The 17,104-nt window shown below is 57.9% G+C and carries 16 protein-coding genes; 11 read left to right on the forward strand and 5 right to left on the reverse strand.

The features are described from left to right. The first annotated feature begins 93 nt into the window (after positions 1 to 93). Complete coding sequence (locus ACNOHI_RS05450) at positions 94 to 2,649, forward strand: EAL and GGDEF domain-containing protein (RefSeq protein WP_420473634.1); 2,556 nt, start codon at positions 94 to 96, stop codon at positions 2,647 to 2,649. 190 nt (positions 2,650 to 2,839) lie between these two features. Here the strand turns inward: ACNOHI_RS05450 and ACNOHI_RS05455 are convergent, their stop codons facing one another. Next, a complete protein-coding gene (locus ACNOHI_RS05455) occupies positions 2,840 to 2,989 on the reverse strand; it encodes a hypothetical protein (RefSeq protein ID WP_420473635.1) in 150 nt (49 codons plus the stop codon). 679 nt (positions 2,990 to 3,668) lie between these two features. Here ACNOHI_RS05455 and ACNOHI_RS05460 point away from each other — a divergent pair. Further along, positions 3,669 to 4,499: a hypothetical protein gene (locus ACNOHI_RS05460; protein WP_420473636.1), complete on the forward strand. Its 831-nt coding sequence runs from the start codon at positions 3,669 to 3,671 to the stop codon at positions 4,497 to 4,499. Here the strand turns inward: ACNOHI_RS05460 and ACNOHI_RS05465 are convergent. Then, entirely contained in the window at positions 4,456 to 4,938 is a 483-nt protein-coding gene (locus tag ACNOHI_RS05465; protein WP_420473637.1) for a DUF488 family protein, read from the reverse strand. The two genes, ACNOHI_RS05460 and ACNOHI_RS05465, sit on opposite strands and share 44 nt — an antisense overlap. Before the next feature lie 78 nt (positions 4,939 to 5,016). Continuing rightward, positions 5,017 to 6,057 (reverse strand): DNA-binding protein, encoded by a 1,041-nt coding sequence (locus ACNOHI_RS05470; protein WP_420473638.1) that lies wholly within the window; start codon positions 6,055 to 6,057, stop codon positions 5,017 to 5,019. 200 nt (positions 6,058 to 6,257) lie between these two features. Here ACNOHI_RS05470 and ACNOHI_RS05475 point away from each other — a divergent pair, with 200 nt between their 5' ends. Beyond that, entirely contained in the window at positions 6,258 to 7,856 is a 1,599-nt protein-coding gene (locus tag ACNOHI_RS05475; protein ID WP_420473639.1) for a YecA family protein, read from the forward strand. Next, on the forward strand, positions 7,849 to 8,811 hold the full coding sequence (locus tag ACNOHI_RS05480) for a site-specific integrase (RefSeq protein ID WP_420473640.1): 963 nt from the start codon (positions 7,849 to 7,851) through the stop codon (positions 8,809 to 8,811). Before ACNOHI_RS05475 ends, ACNOHI_RS05480 begins: the two co-directional genes overlap by 8 nt. Positions 8,812 to 9,347: 536 nt before the next feature. Here ACNOHI_RS05480 and ACNOHI_RS05485 read toward each other — a convergent pair. Then, the gene (locus tag ACNOHI_RS05485; RefSeq protein ID WP_420473641.1) at positions 9,348 to 9,776 is read right to left on the reverse strand and encodes a hypothetical protein; all 429 of its coding nucleotides are present in this window, start codon (positions 9,774 to 9,776) and stop codon (positions 9,348 to 9,350) included. A gap of 39 nt (positions 9,777 to 9,815) precedes the next feature. Here ACNOHI_RS05485 and ACNOHI_RS05490 point away from each other — a divergent pair, with 39 nt between their 5' ends. Further along, positions 9,816 to 10,502 carry a heavy metal response regulator transcription factor gene (locus ACNOHI_RS05490; RefSeq protein ID WP_420473642.1) on the forward strand — a complete coding sequence of 229 codons (687 nt, stop codon included), beginning with the start codon at positions 9,816 to 9,818 and terminating at the stop codon, positions 10,500 to 10,502. Then, positions 10,499 to 11,965 carry a heavy metal sensor histidine kinase gene (locus tag ACNOHI_RS05495; RefSeq protein WP_420473643.1) on the forward strand — a complete coding sequence of 489 codons (1,467 nt, stop codon included), beginning with the start codon at positions 10,499 to 10,501 and terminating at the stop codon, positions 11,963 to 11,965. The genes ACNOHI_RS05490 and ACNOHI_RS05495 overlap by 4 nt, the downstream gene beginning before the upstream one ends. 47 nt (positions 11,966 to 12,012) lie before the next feature. Here ACNOHI_RS05495 and ACNOHI_RS05500 read toward each other — a convergent pair whose 3' ends face one another. After that, entirely contained in the window at positions 12,013 to 12,333 is a 321-nt protein-coding gene (locus ACNOHI_RS05500) for a DUF4148 domain-containing protein (protein WP_420473644.1), read from the reverse strand. A 416-nt stretch (positions 12,334 to 12,749) separates the two neighbouring features. Between ACNOHI_RS05500 and ACNOHI_RS05505 the strand changes: the two genes are divergently transcribed. The 5 genes from ACNOHI_RS05505 (at position 12,750) to ACNOHI_RS05525 (ending at position 17,097) form a co-directional block, all read left to right on the forward strand. After that, on the forward strand, positions 12,750 to 12,998 hold the full coding sequence (locus ACNOHI_RS05505; RefSeq protein WP_420473645.1) for a hypothetical protein: 249 nt from the start codon (positions 12,750 to 12,752) through the stop codon (positions 12,996 to 12,998). A 68-nt stretch (positions 12,999 to 13,066) separates the two neighbouring features. After that, the gene (locus tag ACNOHI_RS05510) at positions 13,067 to 13,369 is read left to right on the forward strand and encodes a hypothetical protein (protein ID WP_420473646.1); all 303 of its coding nucleotides are present in this window, start codon (positions 13,067 to 13,069) and stop codon (positions 13,367 to 13,369) included. A gap of 272 nt (positions 13,370 to 13,641) precedes the next feature. Continuing rightward, positions 13,642 to 14,052: a hypothetical protein gene (locus tag ACNOHI_RS05515; RefSeq protein ID WP_420473647.1), complete on the forward strand. Its 411-nt coding sequence runs from the start codon at positions 13,642 to 13,644 to the stop codon at positions 14,050 to 14,052. Positions 14,053 to 14,200: 148 nt separating this feature from the next. Next, on the forward strand, positions 14,201 to 15,472 hold the full coding sequence (locus ACNOHI_RS05520; RefSeq protein ID WP_420473648.1) for a TolC family protein: 1,272 nt from the start codon (positions 14,201 to 14,203) through the stop codon (positions 15,470 to 15,472). Further along, positions 15,469 to 17,097, forward strand: coding sequence for an efflux RND transporter periplasmic adaptor subunit (locus ACNOHI_RS05525; protein WP_420473649.1), 1,629 nt, complete (start codon positions 15,469 to 15,471; stop codon positions 17,095 to 17,097). The genes ACNOHI_RS05520 and ACNOHI_RS05525 overlap by 4 nt, the downstream gene beginning before the upstream one ends. The last annotated feature ends 7 nt before the right edge of the window (positions 17,098 to 17,104 follow it).

A 17,104-nucleotide genomic window follows, 5' to 3' on the forward strand; every position in this document is an offset into this window, starting at 1 on the left:
AGAGGTATTTCCGGCGCGATTTCTGCTTTACTTGCAGATTGCGAGGCTGCGACTGAAGTAAAGGTGCAAATGATGGGTACCAGGATTCACGACTTGGAGCAACGCATAGCGAAGCTGGAAAAGATGCTCGAAGAAAAGTGCAACAGCCTGGCTTCAGCTCAAACTGCACTTACCGACGAGAAAGCACGGCTCGATGAAATAGCGAGGGTGTATCAGACAACGTTCGAGCTGGCCGCGGTAGGAATTGCCCATATCACCCTTGACGGGAAGTGGCTTCGGGTGAACACCTTTCTTTGCGACATGCTGGGCTTCAGCAGGGAAGAGCTCCAGACCAAGACGTTTCAGGAACTCACGCACCCGGACGACCTTGCAACGGACCTGAAATTGGTCGACGAGCTGCTCGCGGGTCAGCGCAAGTCGTACTCTCTCGAAAAGCGATACCTGAAAAAAAACGGTGAGCTGGTTTGGGGGAACCTGACGGTTTCCCTCGTTCGGGATGCGAGAGGATTGCCGGTTCATTTCATTTCCATTGTCGAAGACATCGATGCAAGGGTGCGTGCAACGGCTCAAGTAGATCAAAGCCGTGCGCACCTGAAGGCGGTGCTCGACAGCCTCAGCGAAGGCGTGATCGTATTCTCCCATCAAGGCGAACTGCTTGAGGCCAATCCGGCAGCGATGAGACTGTTTGAATACGAATCCCAGTCCAACATCAATTCGGCACCAACGGCACTTACCGACTCCTTTGAAGCCTGTACGCTCGATGGAGAACCGGTTCCCGTGGAAGACTGGCCGATCTCCAAGCTGCTGCGCGGTGAAGCGGTCGTCAACGCCGAGCTCATCGTGCGGCGCCGGGACTCGGGCAGGAGATGGGTAGCCAGCGTATCCGGCACATTGGTTGACTCCCCCGCGGTTGCCGGTCCGCTGGCGGTGCTGACCATCAAGGATATTACCAAGCGCTGGAAGGCCCAGACCGCCCTTCGCATGAGCGAAGAACGTTTGCGCCTGGCGTTCGATCACATCCCGGACATGGTGGTGATTTACGACGCAGGCCAGCGCATCCAGTACGTCAACCTGGCAGCTGCCTACAGCATGCGCAAGCATCCCATGCATTTGATCGGACAGCATGTCAGGGAAGGCTCCCCCCAATCGATCTGTGCTGTATGGGAGGACCTGGTCATCGAAACGCTGGCGTCCGCCATGGAACAGGCAAAGGACGTGGAATTTCCGACGGATAAGGGTCTTCGAAACCTGAGGGTGACCTGCGTGCCTATCACGGAGGGCGACCAGTCGGTGCGGGAAGTGATGGTGATTTGCCATGACTACAGCGAGCGTCGCCACGCCGAAGAAAGGATTCGGCAGGCGGCGCTCCATGATCCGCTGACAGGCTTGCCGAACCGGGCACTGCTCTTTGAGTATGCGCGGCATATCTTTGCCGGTGCAAAGCGCAGCCGGCAAGAAGTATCGGTGTTGTTTATCGACCTCGACCGATTCAAGCCGATCAATGACATCCATGGTCACGAGGCGGGTGATGCCGTCCTGCGCCAGGTCGCAAGCCGCCTGAAAAGCAGTATCCGCGGTGAGGATATCGTGTTCAGGCTGGGGGGAGACGAATTCCTTGCACTCGTTCCGCATCGGGACGATGCGCATTCCGGCGAGAAGGTCGCACAGCATCTCATGGAGGCGGTGAACCGCCCGTACCGGCTGGGTTCGATCGAGCTGACATTGTCCTGCTCCATCGGCATCAGTATCTACCCGCAGGACGATGTGGAGATCGATACACTGATCGGCTACGCGGACGCTGCCATGTACGTTGCGAAGCAAATGGGACGTAATACGATCCAGCTCTACACGTCCTCCCTAGCCAAGCGTGTCTACATGCAGTCCATCATTGAGGATGGGATAAAGAACGCGCTCAAGCACGACGAATTCTCGCTTTGCTACCAACCTCTGATTGACATGGGGTCGAACCAGGTCGTCAGCGTTGAAGCGCTGCTTCGGTGGCCGGGTAATGGAATCGGTCCCGAGCGCTTCGTTCGCGTCGCCGAGGCGACGGGACTGATCGAGCGACTAGGGGAATGGGTCTTTTCGCGGGCGTGCCGTCAACACTCCGCATGGATAGGGGAGGGCCTGCCGGCAATTCCGATTGCGGTAAACGTATCGCCAATGCAATTTCGCAAACGCGATTTTGCCAGCTACCTCGAGTCGACGCTTCAAGATCACTGCGTCGCTTCCAAAGGCATGCAGATTGAATTGACTGAAACGGCGGTCATGGAAGACATTGACCATGCAATCAGCCTGTTGAACAAGCTGCGCAGCAATGGCATCAAGATTTCGTTGGACGACTTCGGCACTGGCTATTCCAGCCTCAATTACCTCAGCCGACTGCCCCTCGACAAGATCAAGGTCGACAAATCCTTCGTTCACCGTCTGCAGCACGACAACGCGAGTCGCGCAATCATTGAAGCGATCATTGCTCTCGGTCGCACGCTCCAACTGGAAATCGTCGCCGAGGGGATTGAGTCGGACGCGGTGGTGAAGTACTTGCGCGGCCACGGGTGCCATCAGGCGCAGGGGTACCATTTTTGCAAACCCATTGCGGGCGACCAGTTTGTGACGTGGTATCGCGAGCATGCGGCATCGTTGCACTGACGCTGTAGACGAACCCGGAGTGCCGACGCCCATATGTCCTTCAACGCTTCAGCGTTTGCTTCGCTAGCACCGACGAAGTCGGCAAGATATGTTGTCCGCACTGCAGCTCGGAGCGCTGGGTAACCGCGAGTCACGGCTATCGCGCCACGGCTTTGTCGACGGAATCAGAGGAATGGCTTAAGAGCGTCGCTTAGTTTGGCAGGAAGTCATCGACGAAGGCAACACGCTTGATCTCGCAGAGCGTAGCGGCCTTGGGACTGACGCCAGCGACGGAATGGGGCGTGGCGAGTACGCGAGCGAGCGGAAAACCGCAATCGCTGTAGGCTCGTCTGTTCGCCATTCGGCGATTCGGAAGCGCGAGAAAGATGCACCAGCGGTTCGGCTTACCTGTCAAGATGTCCAGAAAATGGTGGATCAACGTGTCATCTGGTTAACGTTCGCCACTTCGATTGTGGCGATTCTTGGGGCTGTTGCCTGTTTCATATAGCAAACGCTTCAGTACTGGGTGTTTGTACCCGGGAGGGAAAACTCTTGGAACGAATTTAAATACATGGCAGTAATAGGGTCTATGTATGAGATTTACTTCCAAAAATTTCTACAAATTGCTTCCGCTTACTGTGGGCGGTCGTGGGGAACAAAGTTCGAACCGCCCAAGAATACGAAAATATTCGCATAATTTGTATTATGTCAAATTATGAAAACGGTTCGCCGCGTCGTTGCGAAGGCCCTCAGTTATCTGCAGCAAGCGGACACAATGCTCCTCTACAGAGCGTTCGCATAAGTTTCACTCTTTTTTTCGCACAAAGTTCACAGATTTCATATTCCGAAACGTTTTCTAATTCTGTGAATCTTGTGCGAGAAAAACCATGCTCATTTTTCTGATTCTGTGAAACTTGTGCGAACGCGGTCTCAGAACACGCAATGTTTCGCACCATGTTTATGGGAGGTACATGACGCCCTAATGGCTCTACACTTCTTGCCAAGAAGAAATGTCGGAGCGATCTTTCAACGATCGGGTCATGATGCCATCAAGCATTGAACGCATTCTCATCCTCGCAAAGACCTACCCATCGCCCAGTGCCAAGCACACGGAGACATCGTGCGTCGCCGGCATCAATGAAGCCGGCGTTCCGCGGCGGCTGTATCCCGTCCCGTTTCGGCTGATTTCGGGCGACCAACAATTCAAAAAATGGCAGTGGATTCGCGTTCGTATCGAAAAGAGCCCGGCCGACCACCGTCCGGAAAGTCATCGTGTATTCGTCGACACGATCGAGGTCGAGGACGTGCTGAACACGGAAAAACAGTGGGCTGCCCGGCGTCCGTGGATCAGCCGCCTCCCCACATTCGACGAATTCGCGGCGCTCGACGGCGCACGCGAGCAAAGCGGCATCAGTCTGGCACTGTTGCGTCCCAAGAGACTTGTCAAACTCGAGATTACGCCGGCAGACAGTCCGGAGTGGACCGACGAAGATCTGGCCAAGCTTCTGCAGGAGCAAAATCAAGGAAACCTGTTCGACCAGGAAGAAGAGAAAAAGCAGCTCAAGCTGTTAAAGAAGCTACCGTTCGATTTTTACTACCACTATGCCTGCGACATGCCTGACGGCGAACGGATCTACAAGCACAAGATCGTGGACTGGGAAGTCGGCATGCTGTTCTGGAACTGCAAGCGAAACCATCGCGATGGATGGGAAGCGCCCTTTCGCGCAAAGCTCGAGGCGGACTTGGCGGAAAAGGATTTGATGTTCATGATGGGGAACATCCACCGCTTCCAGCATCAATGGCTGATCATCAGCCTGATCTATCCGCCTAAACCAAGTCCAACTGAGGCACAGCAGCAGTCGCTGTTTTAAGCATCCGCGCCTGCAGATGTCGGACCGGCAGGCCGGCCACATTGCTCATGGCGTGAGCCACCATCGAGCGGTGGCAATAATTGTAGTCGGCCTCAAAGCACAACAAGGCGCAAGTCGTCGTCGCCGCCATTGCCGCCACTTCAGCGATGACGTCGTCCTGCAGCGCCAGAAAATGCAGGAACCCTTCCTTGTACCGGCTCCAGTCGCCGTCCGCGCGGTACTGGTCACGGATCGGTTTCGGGCACCCCAGCTCCGGGACATGCATGTATTCGAAGCCATGCAGGTTCAGTGTTTCGTGCAGTCCGTTCTTGGAAAATCCGGGTTTGCGCGACAGCGGAAGTTCACGGATGTCGACAATGGTCTCGACATTACCTTGGCGCAGCAGCGCCAGAAATCCAGTCATGTCGAGGCCTTCGTAGCCGATGGTAAGAATGCTCATGGGGGTGTCCTTTTGACGCCGAAGTTTACTCGAATTTGCGCCGCCCAGGCGCGTGATGTGGCCGTTGCCTGCGCACGGTCAGACCTTGCCGGCCGGTTGCTCTGTCATTCCCGGCGGCCCACCAAGATATGCACGCAGTTCGGTGACGACGGTCTGTTGCGCGGCCAGCGCGGCCTTGGCCGCCGTGGCGTCGAGCTGCGTCGCCTGCAATTGCCCCCGCAGATTGTCGATGGACTCCATCGCCGCCGCTAACTGCAGCTTGAGCTCGGTCATGCGGGCTTCGCGATCGGCCGCCTGCGCTTCCAATGTGCCACAGCGCTGTTCGACTACATGGGCCGCATCCAGTTTTTGCACCAACCTGCGGGCATTTTCCTGTTCATCGAGGAATGCCTGCCGCGCGTGCGACAGCTCGTTGACCAAACGTGCGCCTTCCTGGTTCAGCCGCGTAATATCTTCCTGCTTCACGACGACGGTCTGCTGCGCCTGCCGCAGTTCGGCCTGCAGCTGCTGAATCTGCTGTTCATGCCGCTGGTGGTCCTGTTCACGCTGGTCCTTCACCGATTGCCGGTAATGCGCCAGCGCTTCATACGCACGGCGATGCTTCTCTTCGAGGGATTGCCGGTGCGCTTCGTTTTCGGCGAGGCGCTCCTTCAGGTCCGCCACTTGCTGCTCACCAGTGGAGCGCGCGATCGTTTCCCGCTGAAGCGCCTCTTTGGTCCGGCTGTGTTCGGCTTGCTCATCCTGGAACGCTGCCTCTGCGTTCCGTGCCCGGTCGCGCCAGACGGTGCATTCCTGCTGCGCTGCGGCCAGCGCCTCGGCATGCTTGCGATTTTGTTCCGCCTGCTGTGCCTTGAGCGCGTCAATCTGGGCGTCGGCCTCCGCTTGCAACTGCGCTGCCAGGCGTTCAACGAGATTCTGTAGCGCGTCGCTGAGCGTCAGCTTACGGCCATCGGCGCCCTCTTCCTCCTCCAGCTCTTTCAGGTACTTGTGGATCGTGGTCTTGGAGCCGGTATTACCGAGCGCGACGCGCACCGCGTCAACCGACGGATGCTTGCCCAACGCAAGCAAGCTGTCGCGCGCCTTCTTGACGTCCGATTTGTAAAGTCCGCTGCGCCCCATGGCATCTCCCGCAGATAAAGTAATATATTACATACCACGTAATTACATAATAAATAGAAAGATAGCGCAAGTGGAAAATGGAGGAATGATGATGCTGGATAATGGCTATTTATCCGGTATTATGAGTGTGATGCGGCAATTTTGCCCTTTGAAACGGTGTAATTGCGGTACGAGCCCGACAAATTCCTCCATGACCTACCGTGGCCAAAATCGGTCGTAATCATCCTTGCCCCTGCGGGAGCGGGAAAAAATTCAAGCGCTGTCACGGTGCCATCCGAAATCGTGATCCCGGACTCTCGCCCGAATTGATTGCCTACGAGCGTCGGCTCGCGCAGATCGCCCAGCGGGAGCGGCAACAAGGATTGGGCCGTCCGATCATTTCCGGCGAACTCGGCGGACGGCGAATTGTCGCGGTCAAGAACCGCCTGCTGCACTCCGAAGGCTGGAAAACCTTCCACGACTTCCTCTTTGAGTACATCAAGATCGTCCTCGGCCGCGCCTGGGGCAACGCAGAAATCGCCAAGCCGCTAGCTGACCGCCATCCGATCCTGCAGTGGTACGATCGCCTTTGCCGTGCCCAAGCCGCCTGCGGAACGCCGGGAAAGATCTCCGAAATGCCCGCCAACGGCGCGGTGATGGCCTACCTGCTACTGGCGTATGACCTGTACGCGCTGGATCACAACGCGGAATTGCAGGAGAAGTTGGTGAATCGCCTGCGGCGCGCGGACCAGTTCCTGGCAGCCCGATACGAAGTGTTCGTCGCCGCAGCGCTGATTCGTGCCGGATTCACGATCGAGTTCGAAGACGAGGACGATCGCAGCACCTCGCACTGCGAGTTTGTCGCCACGTACATAAAGACGGGCAAGAAGTTTTCCGTTGAGGCCAAGTGCCGTGCCGAAAACGGGAAATTCCGGCTGGGAAAACAACTGTGCCGCGCATTGAAAAAGTCAGCAAACCATGAACGCATCGTATTCATCGAGCTGAATATTCCAGACACGATCGGCTCCAGCGGCATCCCGCGGGAACTGGAGAGCGCGATCGCTGCAGTTCAGGCCTTTGAGGGACGCAAAATCGATGGCCAGGTTTTACCCAGCGCCTATGTCGTCATCACCAATTCGCCGTGGCACTACCATTTGGAGGAGGAGCAGGTGCGCTTCTTTGCAGGTGCCGATGGATTCCAGATACCCGATTTCGGTCAGGACGTCCCCTTCCCGAGTCTGCGCGATGCCATTAACGCCAGGGAAAAGCATTGCGCCATATTTGCGATCATGGATTCGCTACGACAGCACCGCAACCCACCGGCCACATTTGACGGTGAGATCCCAGAGTTCGCTTTCGGGAACGCCGATGACCGCACCCGCCTCCTTATCGGACAACGGTACACGATCCCAGGCCCGGATGGAGCGTGTCGTGTCGGAGTACTGACCAGCGCTCTCGTCGACGAGGCAAAGTCCGTGGCGATGGCTGCCTTCTACTACGATGATGGTGGCGCCGACATTCAATCCGTTCCCCTGACAGCGGCCGAACTGAATGCCTGGCGCCAGCACCCGAATACATTCTTTGGCCGTACCGAGAATAGCCCGAGGATTGAAGACCCACTCGACTTGTATGATTTCATGTTGACCAGCTATTCAAAAACACCAGCCGAACGGCTACTGGAATGCCTGGCGAACGCTCCGGACGTCGCGCAGTTGCGCGGGCTGTCACAGCCGCAGCTGGCGAGCATTTATGCGGAGCGAATGGCGCTCGCGGCGTGGGCCCGGATGCACGATCGAAAAGCGGCAGGTACCAATGAGTAAGCTGGATCAATACGTCAACGCGGCTACCCGCGAAAACACCCGACAAAGTTACCAAGCCGCGGTACGCCATTTCGAGATCGAATGGGGCGGATTCTTGCCGGCGACGGCTGACAGCATTGCCCGGTATCTTGTGGACTATGCGGAAAAGCTGTCCATTAATACCCTTCGCCATCGACTGGCGGCACTCGCGCAATGGCATATTGACCAGGGCTTTCCCGATTCAACCAAGGCTCCCGTCGTCCGTAAGGTATTCCGCGGCATTCGCGCACTTCATCCCGCGAAAGAAAAGCGCGCCGAGCCGCTGCAGCTGGCAGAGCTCGAAAGAGTCGTAGGATGGCTAGATGCCGTTATATTCGAAGCTTCCCAACGCAAGGACCGCGAAACCGAATTGCGGCGGATTCGTGACAAGGCTCTGGTCCTCGTGGGATTTTGGCGGGGCTTTCGAGGGGATGAATTGACCCGGCTGCGCGTCGAGCATATTGACGTCGCACCAGGAGAAGGTCTGCGCTGCTACTTGCCGCATACCAAAGGCGACCGCCAGTATCGAGGCACGACGTTCAGCGCACCGGCACTGTCCAAGCTGTGCCCTGTCGACGCTTATGTCACGTGGATCTCTGCAGCACATCTCACGGATGGTCCAGTGTTCCGTGGCATCGACCGATGGGGGCATGTCAGCGACAAGGGTTTGCACCCAGACAGCCTGATTCCGCTCTTGCGCACCATTTTTATGGGGGCAGGCATCGCATCGGCCGACCGGTATAGTGGACACTCTTTACGGCGAGGCTTTGCCAATTGGGCGACTTCCAATGGATGGGACCTCAAGACCCTGATGGAGTATGTGGGCTGGAAGAATGTCCAGTCCGCCATGCGATACGTGGAAGCCGCAGATCCATTTGCGAAACGACGGATGGAGGCTGGCCTTCTCATTGCGGCGGAAAAGGGCTCAGGTGCATAGTGTGCGCAGGATGGGCCGCCACATGCCATTGCAGTGTAGATTGAACAGAAAGGCTCAACAGAAAAACGCGGCCATAACGCGCTCGTAAGGTCAAATTCAGCGAGAAACGATCTTTCGCTTGAAGGTACTCGCCACATCGGTGGTCATCCTAACAGTGTCGATCGGTTGGCCTGCGGCTCTTCGCGCAGCGACCAACATTGCGCGTCGGCGCACTTCCTCCAGTGTCTCGGAAATATTGCCTTTCAAGGCGCGATCCCATTCCTCAGCGGTAGCGCCAAGCACAGGTGTGCTCGGGGTAAGGCGCTTTGGATTCAGGAACCTATTCGGTTTGACATCGGACATGTCAATCTCGCAAAAATATACCGCAGACCAGGTCATTATAGCCTTCGGGGCGTGATACCGATGGCTTCCCTCACTGGGCGGCACTGCGGTCCTGAATTTGCTCGGCAGCGGTAGGTTCCAACGCTGTCGCAGCCAAACGGCTGTAGGTACGCGCCGCCTGACTGCGGGCCACCGATGCCACGTGGACCATACGATTACTTGCCGCCATCGCGCGGATGATAGTGCTTGCTCAAATCGTTCGCAGGATTTTTCTTGGCTGCGGCTGGTTTGTCTTCTGCCGCCTTCGGCGCCTTTGCCACTACGCCCATTTTCTCTTCCATATGGGAGTGCGGCTTTACCTTCGATTTTACTTCCGACTGCTGCGCGCTTGGGCCGGCACCCGAATCCGGGCTGTTGGATTGTGCCAGCGCAGTGAGCGACAAGGCGGTGGCAACGACGAACATGCCGGCGGCCAGTGTGGATCTCGTTTTCATGGTCAATTCCTCGGTTGTTGGGCGAATATGCGTTAGCGTGAAACTGAGAAAGATTGCCAGCGCCAAGTCAGTATGAAATGTCTCCACCGACCGCTTCCTTGCGAGAGAATTACATTTTTGTAATGTTGTTGGCGTCGGCAGGCGGGTCACGGATAATCCTGACTCGACCGCCACGCATGAGGAAAGAAAATGAAGATCCTGGTTGTCGAGGACGAACGCAAGATGGGTGACTACCTGAAACAGGGGCTCGATGAAGCCGGTTTCGTGGTCGACCTGGTCCGTGACGGGATTGACGGCTTGCATCAGGGATTAAACGGGGAATACGACCTGGCAATCCTGGATGTCATGTTGCCTGGAATGGATGGCTGGCAGATCCTGCAATCGATGCGCAGGGCCGGTAAGGAAATCCCCGTGTTATTCCTGACCGCGCGCGACCACGTAGACGACCGCGTCAAAGGTCTTGAAATGGGCGCCGACGACTACCTGGTCAAACCGTTCGCTTTCTCCGAACTGCTGGCCCGTGTACGGACGCTGTTACGGCGTGGAAGCAAGAGCCGGGGACCGGAAATCCTGCAGGCGGCCAACCTTGAAATGGACCTGCTGCGACGCCGGGTTACCCGCGGTGGCACGCGCATCGATTTGACGGCCAAGGAATTCTCGCTGCTTGAGCTGCTCCTGCGGCGCCAGGGTGAAGTGCTACCCCGCTCCCTCATCGCGTCCCAGGTCTGGGATATGAACTTCGACAGCGACACCAACGTGATCGAAGTCGCGGTACGCCGGTTGCGCGCCAAGGTCGACGATGACTTCCCGGTGAAGCTGATTCACACGGTGCGCGGGATGGGGTATGTGCTGGATTCGGATGGGCGGGATCGATGAAACGCCTCTCCCTGACCAATCGACTGACCTTGTTGTTCGCCCTCACATCGGCCGCGATGTTGCTCGGCCTCGGACTGGTGGTCAACACCCTTGTCGAGCGCCATTTTGCCGAACTCGACACTGAGGCATTGACCGGAAAGCTTGAACTTGCGCGCAATACGCTCGCCAAAGTCCGATCGAGAGCCGACATGGAGACGTTGCCGCAGCAATTGAATGCTGCACTGGTTGGCCACCCTGGCATGGCATTGGTAATCAGGTGGCCGGATGCGGCGACATTGATTACCGTCAGCGGCGAGGACTCCCCGGCCAAGCAGCTCATGCAGACCCGGGTGCGTGACGACGCCACGCCCGTACGGCAATCGGGTAACGACGGCAAGCCGTATCTGCGGATGGCTGCGACCGCCCCCCTTGAGTTCTCCGAAGCGCCACCGGCAATTGTTGATATCGCGCTCGATATTTCGCATCACGAGCATTTCATCTCGAACTTTCAGTTCGCACTGTGGCTCATCGTCATTCTCGCGGCAGTGGTCAGCGGGATCCTGGGACGCTTCGCGGTCAGGAAGGGACTGGAGCCGCTACGCGCAATCAACCATGCCGCGTCCGCGATAACTGCAAACCGCTTGGATCAGCGCCTGCGGGCAGACACGGTACCCGTCGAACTGGAGGAGCTGGTTCATACCCTGAACATGATGCTGGGGCGCCTGGAAGAGTCGTTCCAGCGACTGTCCGACTATTCCTCAGATCTTGCACATGAGTTGCGCACGCCGGTAAGCAATATGCTGATGCAAACGCAAGTCATCCTGTCCAAGGAACGTAGCGCGGACGAGTACCGGGAGATCCTGTATTCGAACATGGAAGAGTTCACGCGCCTGTCGAGGATGATTGCCGATATGCTCTTTCTGGCAAAGTCGGAGCATGGCTTGGTCGCACCATTCAATGAAACCGTTGACATTGGCCAGGAAGTCCGCGACCTGTTTTCCTTTTTTGAAGTGCTCGCCGAGGGCAAGAACCTCGCGCTCGTACTGGACGGCGAAGGTCATGTCCACGGTGACCGGATGCTGCTGCGTCGCGCGATCAGCAATGTCTTGTCAAATGCCATCCGACATTCGACTGCGGAGGGCGAAGTCGTCGTGAACTTGAAACGCACGGACGATGACGCCCTTGCCATCCGCATTACGAACCGCGGAGATACCATCGCACAAGAGCATATCCCGAGGTTGTTCGACCGCTTTTACCGTGCCGATAGTTCAAGACATGGCTCCGCCGAAGGCGCCGGGCTCGGACTGGCCATCACAAAGTCAATCTTCTTGCTGCATGGTGGATCGATCAGTGTCGAGTCCCGGGACGGCGTGACGTGCTTCGAGCTGCGCTTGCCGCCGAATCGCGTTCAGGACGGCAACTGGACCGCGCCTCATTCAATTCAATCAAGAATTCCTGCAGTCTCCACGGGCGCCAGTGAATAGCGCTTGGCGGCACAGCGGTTCGTCGCTGCGCCGCCAGTGTATTCGCGCTATCGACCGCTGGTGTAATCCACCGTCCGTGTGCCATTTTTCGCGGCTTCGATCGTCTCGGCGCGCACTTCGTCACGCGTACGAGTGCTTTTCGCCACCGGCAGGCGCGGATAATCGTGCATGGTCCCACCGCGGATCAAGCCTTGGGCGCGTGCCTCGTTCAACTCCGCGATCACCTCTGCCCGTGTCTTGGTGGACTTGATGTGCTCTTGCCAATTGTCGCCACGATCTCCCAACCACTTGTCGCTTGCCGAAGCGATCGTTGCAGACATGGCCACCATAGTCGTTGCGGCCAGAAGAATAAGTTTGCGTGCTTTCATGATGTACCCCTTGATGAGTGACTGAGCGTCGTTGCAATCGGATCGCGACATCGCTGATCCATGCTTGCAGTCTAGGAGGGGCTGCCCAACAGAAACGTGACGGAGAAATTACATGCGCGTCATGGAGCGTAATGAGCGGGCCGTTTGGCAAATGCAGGGCCGTCACCCTGCCTACGCCCGCTGTCGCTGCCAAGACAACACAAGTCGTCCAAGTGTAGGGCGGAGACCGTCTGTCAGGTGGTCGCCGGCTGGGCTTCGTATTCGGCGCGTATCCCGAAGGGGCTCGCCTTTCCCTTGTTTTTCAAGTGTTTAGCGACCTGTCGCGCAATCGGTCATGGCACTGGTACGGTCCCTGCTGTAGGTCTGGCGAGCCAACCAAATGCTCATCCAACCAACCTACTTTTCAGGAATACACCATGACTACATTGACAATCATCGATCTATCCCATACCGGAGACCTCGACCGTGCTGCCATGTCGACAGTCCGCGGCGGCATGTTCAAGGGCATGCCGGCCTACTGGATGCCATTTTTGAATTTTCCGCAAGCCGACGTCAGCTTGAACCCTTCCCAATTCATCGGCCAGAGCCAGAGCGTGGTCAACAACAACGGCAACAATGCAGCGTTCGTCGGCGTCCCGGGGCTCGGAAGCGTACCAGCCGTGTAACGCCAGGATTCCCACGCTACCTACATCGAAATCTATCGACCCGCCCATTCCACTTCAGGAGAACCACCATGACCGCACTACTGATCAAAGACCTTTCCACCACGACCGAGCTGGACGCCACAGCAATGTCCGCAGTCCGCGGCGGCACCTGCTATACCCCGCCGTCCTGTTATTTGCCGTCGTACTGCGCGCCGTCCTACGGTAAGCCACATGCTGGCCTGCCGGTAGGCGATTTCAAGTTCAACGCTGCGCAGTCCATCGGCCAGGTCCAGAACGTCGAGAACAACAACGGTAACAATGTCGCTTTTGCCAGCGGCATCACGTCTACCGTGAATCCGACGCAAACCGCGAACAACAGCATTAACTTCTGACCCTCGCAATTCGTCCGCCGTGGAGGCCCTGTGCCTTTCACGGCGGCCCCCTCCTCCGGCAGCATCCTTGCGGACGGCCGTCGACAAGATTACATCTCTGTAATGTTGGGAACTTCGATCTTCTTCTGTTTATCATTACGTCCGTCATTCAAGGAACGATCCTGATTCGATTGATCTGAGTCAATAAAAATACGTGCCTTGATTGCGTAGAATAAAAGCGTCGTCATGCGTGTCCATCCATGCGCACTGGCGAGTCAAAGTCCGAACGCGTAATGAAACTGCCTAAACATCTTCGCTTTATTGCAGCCTTGCTTGTGATGGTGAGCGTGCTTTTCAGCCAGCTCGCCGTCGCAGCCTACGTCTGCCCAAGCGTCGCAGATGGGCAGGATCAGCGACCGCTGGCCGCAATGCAGGCAATGAGCGAGCACCATAACGCTTCGGATTGCGAGGACATGGATGACATGCAGTCGTCGCTGTGCCGCACGCACTGCCAGGGAGACAATCAGTCGGGGGACCGGCCGCAGCCGCCGAACCTGACGCCATCGGTTGCGATCATCCTGGTCCCCGAAGTGGGCAACGCCGATGTCGCCTACCGTCCCATCCACGCACAAGCCGCCAGCTTCTGGCTGACCCGCACTTCTTCCCCTCCCCTGTCCATTCGGAACTGCTGCTTCCGGATTTGACCCCACGCCTGTTGCCTGAACCGCGCTCCCGCCGGTGCGCGCCGGCATGCCGTTACGCCTTCGCAATCGTTGCGTAGATCCGTCGGCCAGCGTCGCGCACCTCTGCGGTAAGCAATTCCGATACTTCATTCTCTCTTCGGAGACAGCAATGCAATTAACATTACGTGCCTGCGCTCTGGCCGTCGCGCTGACGCTGGGTGCGCCTTTAGCGAACGCTCTCGATGACCAAAAAATCGGCGCCTCGGTCGAAAGCCTTCTCGAATTCGCCCGAGAACGGAATCCCGAGTATGCGTCCATGCGTTATGAAGCCGAAGCGGCAGGCGAGCGGTCGGCATCGGCCGGTGCGCTGCCCGACCCGAAACTCCGGGTCGAACTCGAAGACATCACGAAGATGGGCGAACAGAATCCCACCTTGTCGCCCAGCCGGGTTGGCCAGGCGAAGTACCAGATCATGCAAGAACTGCCCTGGTTCGGAAAGCGCGACCTGCAGCGTGAGGTCGCAACGCTGGAGGCCGAAGGAGCAAAAGGCAAGGCGTATGCGATGTGGGCGGACCTGGCCTCGCGCATCAAGGCCGGCTACGCGCAGCTTTACTACATCCACGAAAACGAGCGTCTCACCAAGGAAATCCTGGACCTGATGTCACGTCTGGAACGGGTTAGTCAGGTCCGTTATGCCGGTGGCCTCGCAGCCCAGTCGGACGCCATCCGCGCGCAGGTCGAGCTGACCAATATGAAAAACGAGCTCGTAATGCTCGACAACGAAAAGCGCATGCTGCATGCGCGGCTGAACATGTTGATCGCCCGCCCGCCCAACGCGCCCTTGGCCGATCCCGAACGCCTGCGCCAGTTGCCGCCCCCTGCACACCTCGAGTACGCCGCCCTCGCCGATCGCGTGCGCGGCCGCAACCCACGGCTGTCGTCCGACGACGCACGCGTGCGCGCCGCGGAAAAAAGCCGGGACCTGACGTACAAGAACCGCTATCCGGATTTCGCTGTCGGCTTTGCGCCTATGCAGAGCGGCAAATCGGTGAAGGAATGGGAAGTCATGTTCGAGATGAACATTCCGATCCAGCAATCTTCGCGCCGCGCGATGGAGCGTGAGTCCGAAGCGATGCTGTCTGCTGCACGCGCCCGCAAGGATGCAACCGCCAATGAGGTGTTATCGGAACTGGCGGAGAGCCTTTCCGCGCTAGAAGCCGCCCGTCGCACCGAATCCATCATCACCAACAGCTTGCTTCCCCAGGCCGAGTTGACCTACAAGTCCGCCCTGGCCAGCTATGAAAACGGCAAGGTTGATTTCGCGACCTTGCTCGATGCCCAGCGCCAGATTCGCCAGGCAAGACAAGGCCAGATCAAGGCGCAGGCTGACGCCCAGACCCGCCTGGCGGAAATCGAACGACTTTTAGGAGAAGAACTATGAAACAGTCCGCAAACATCGCGATCGTGGCCGTCGTCGCGGCCGTCGTCGCCGCTGGCGGCGGATACCTGGTCGGCTCGCGTGAAGCAGCTAGAGCCGCTGCGGCAAGCGCGCCGGCGACTGGACAAGCCGAAGGCACAGCGAAAAAAGAGCGCAAGCTGCTGTACTACCGCAACCCGATGGGATTGCCTGATACCTCACCGGTGCCGAAAAAGGACCCGATGGGCATGGATTACATCCCGGTCTATGAAGGCGAGGAAGAGGCCGACGCGTCTTCCGGCAACCAGATCAAGATCAGTACCGAGAAGGTGCAAAAACTCGGCGTGCGTACCGAGAAAGCGGCGCAGCGGGCAATCGACAAGGTCGTGCGCGCGGCCGGCCGTATCGAACCGGATGAGCGGCGCGTGTTCGTCATTTCGCCGAAATTCGAAGGCTATGTCGAGCGTCTGCATGTGAACGCAACCGGACAGCTGGTCGGCAAGGGACAGCCGCTGTTCGAAGTCTATAGCCCTGAACTGGTCTCGGCGCAACGGGAATACGCGATCGCCGCACAAGGATTGCAGTCGCTCAAGGGAGCCGATGGCGATGTGCAGTCGGGAATGAAGCAATTGGCCGATTCCAGCCTGCTTCGTCTGCGGAACTGGGATATCTCCGACGAACAGATCAAGGCACTGACGAAGTCCGGTGACGCGAAACGCACGATGACCTTCCGCTCGCCGGTATCGGGTATCGTGACCGAAAAGAAAGCCATCCAGGGCATGCGCTTCATGCCGGGCGAAATGCTGTACCAGATTTCCGATCTTTCCACGGTCTGGGTGTTTGCCGATGTATTTGAGCAGGATATCAGCCTGGTCAAGCCGGGCACTAAAGCCAAAGTCCGGATCAACGCGTACGTAGACAAGGAATTCGACGGCAACGTCACGTATGTGTACCCAACCCTGAATGCCGACACGCGCACCGCACAGGTTCGCGTCGAACTTGCCAATCCGGGCCAGCTGCTCAAGCCGGGCATGTTTGCCAATGTCGAACTGGCGGCGGCCCCGCGCAGCACAGCAGTCACGGTACCGTTGTCGGCGGTGATCGATAGCGGCACGCGCCGCATCGTGCTGGTGCAGCTCAAGGAAGGCCGGTTCGAGCCGCGCGAAGTCAAGCTGGGTGCGCGTAGTGACAACTACGTCGAGGTGCTGGAGGGTGTCCAGGATGGCGAGGACGTAGTCGTTGCAGCCAACTTCCTGATCGATGCGGAAAGCAACCTCAAGGCGGCTGTCGGCGGCTTCGGCGGCCACGCCGGGCACGGCGCGCAGCCGTCTGGTCAGGATGCTGGCGCTGCAAAATCGACTGGCGCGGGCCACAAGGCGGAAGGCACGATCGATGAGATCGATGCGAAATCGGGTACGGTCAGCGTCAACCATGGTCCAGTCGCCAGCCTCAAATGGCCGGCAATGACCATGGAGTTCAAGGTCGCCAACAACGCATTGCTCAAAAACATGAAGCCGGGTGACCCGGTGACCTTTGAGTTCGTCGAGCGCCAACCGGGGGAGTGGGTGATCACCGGATTCCAGCCGGCTCCAGCGACAGTCAGGAAGGCGCCCGCTCCGGTTGCTGATCCGCACGCCGGCCATCGTTAACAGGAAG

The organism is Noviherbaspirillum sp. ST9, assembly GCF_048799745.1.
Lineage (GTDB): Bacteria > Pseudomonadota > Gammaproteobacteria > Burkholderiales > Burkholderiaceae_D > Noviherbaspirillum.

Coding starts and splice junctions, on each gene's coding strand:
- ACNOHI_RS05455 (WP_420473635.1), bottom strand. CDS start 2,989: ATGGCGAACAGACGAGCCTACAGCGATTGCGGTTTTCCGCTCGCTCGC.
- ACNOHI_RS05460 (WP_420473636.1), top strand. CDS start 3,669: ATGATGCCATCAAGCATTGAACGCATTCTCATCCTCGCAAAGACCTAC.
- ACNOHI_RS05465 (WP_420473637.1), bottom strand. CDS start 4,938: ATGAGCATTCTTACCATCGGCTACGAAGGCCTCGACATGACTGGATTT.
- ACNOHI_RS05470 (WP_420473638.1), bottom strand. CDS start 6,057: ATGGGGCGCAGCGGACTTTACAAATCGGACGTCAAGAAGGCGCGCGAC.
- ACNOHI_RS05480 (WP_420473640.1), top strand. CDS start 7,849: ATGAGTAAGCTGGATCAATACGTCAACGCGGCTACCCGCGAAAACACC.
- ACNOHI_RS05490 (WP_420473642.1), top strand. CDS start 9,816: ATGAAGATCCTGGTTGTCGAGGACGAACGCAAGATGGGTGACTACCTG.
- ACNOHI_RS05495 (WP_420473643.1), top strand. CDS start 10,499: ATGAAACGCCTCTCCCTGACCAATCGACTGACCTTGTTGTTCGCCCTC.
- ACNOHI_RS05500 (WP_420473644.1), bottom strand. CDS start 12,333: ATGAAAGCACGCAAACTTATTCTTCTGGCCGCAACGACTATGGTGGCC.
- ACNOHI_RS05505 (WP_420473645.1), top strand. CDS start 12,750: ATGACTACATTGACAATCATCGATCTATCCCATACCGGAGACCTCGAC.
- ACNOHI_RS05510 (WP_420473646.1), top strand. CDS start 13,067: ATGACCGCACTACTGATCAAAGACCTTTCCACCACGACCGAGCTGGAC.
- ACNOHI_RS05515 (WP_420473647.1), top strand. CDS start 13,642: ATGAAACTGCCTAAACATCTTCGCTTTATTGCAGCCTTGCTTGTGATG.
- ACNOHI_RS05520 (WP_420473648.1), top strand. CDS start 14,201: ATGCAATTAACATTACGTGCCTGCGCTCTGGCCGTCGCGCTGACGCTG.
- ACNOHI_RS05525 (WP_420473649.1), top strand. CDS start 15,469: ATGAAACAGTCCGCAAACATCGCGATCGTGGCCGTCGTCGCGGCCGTC.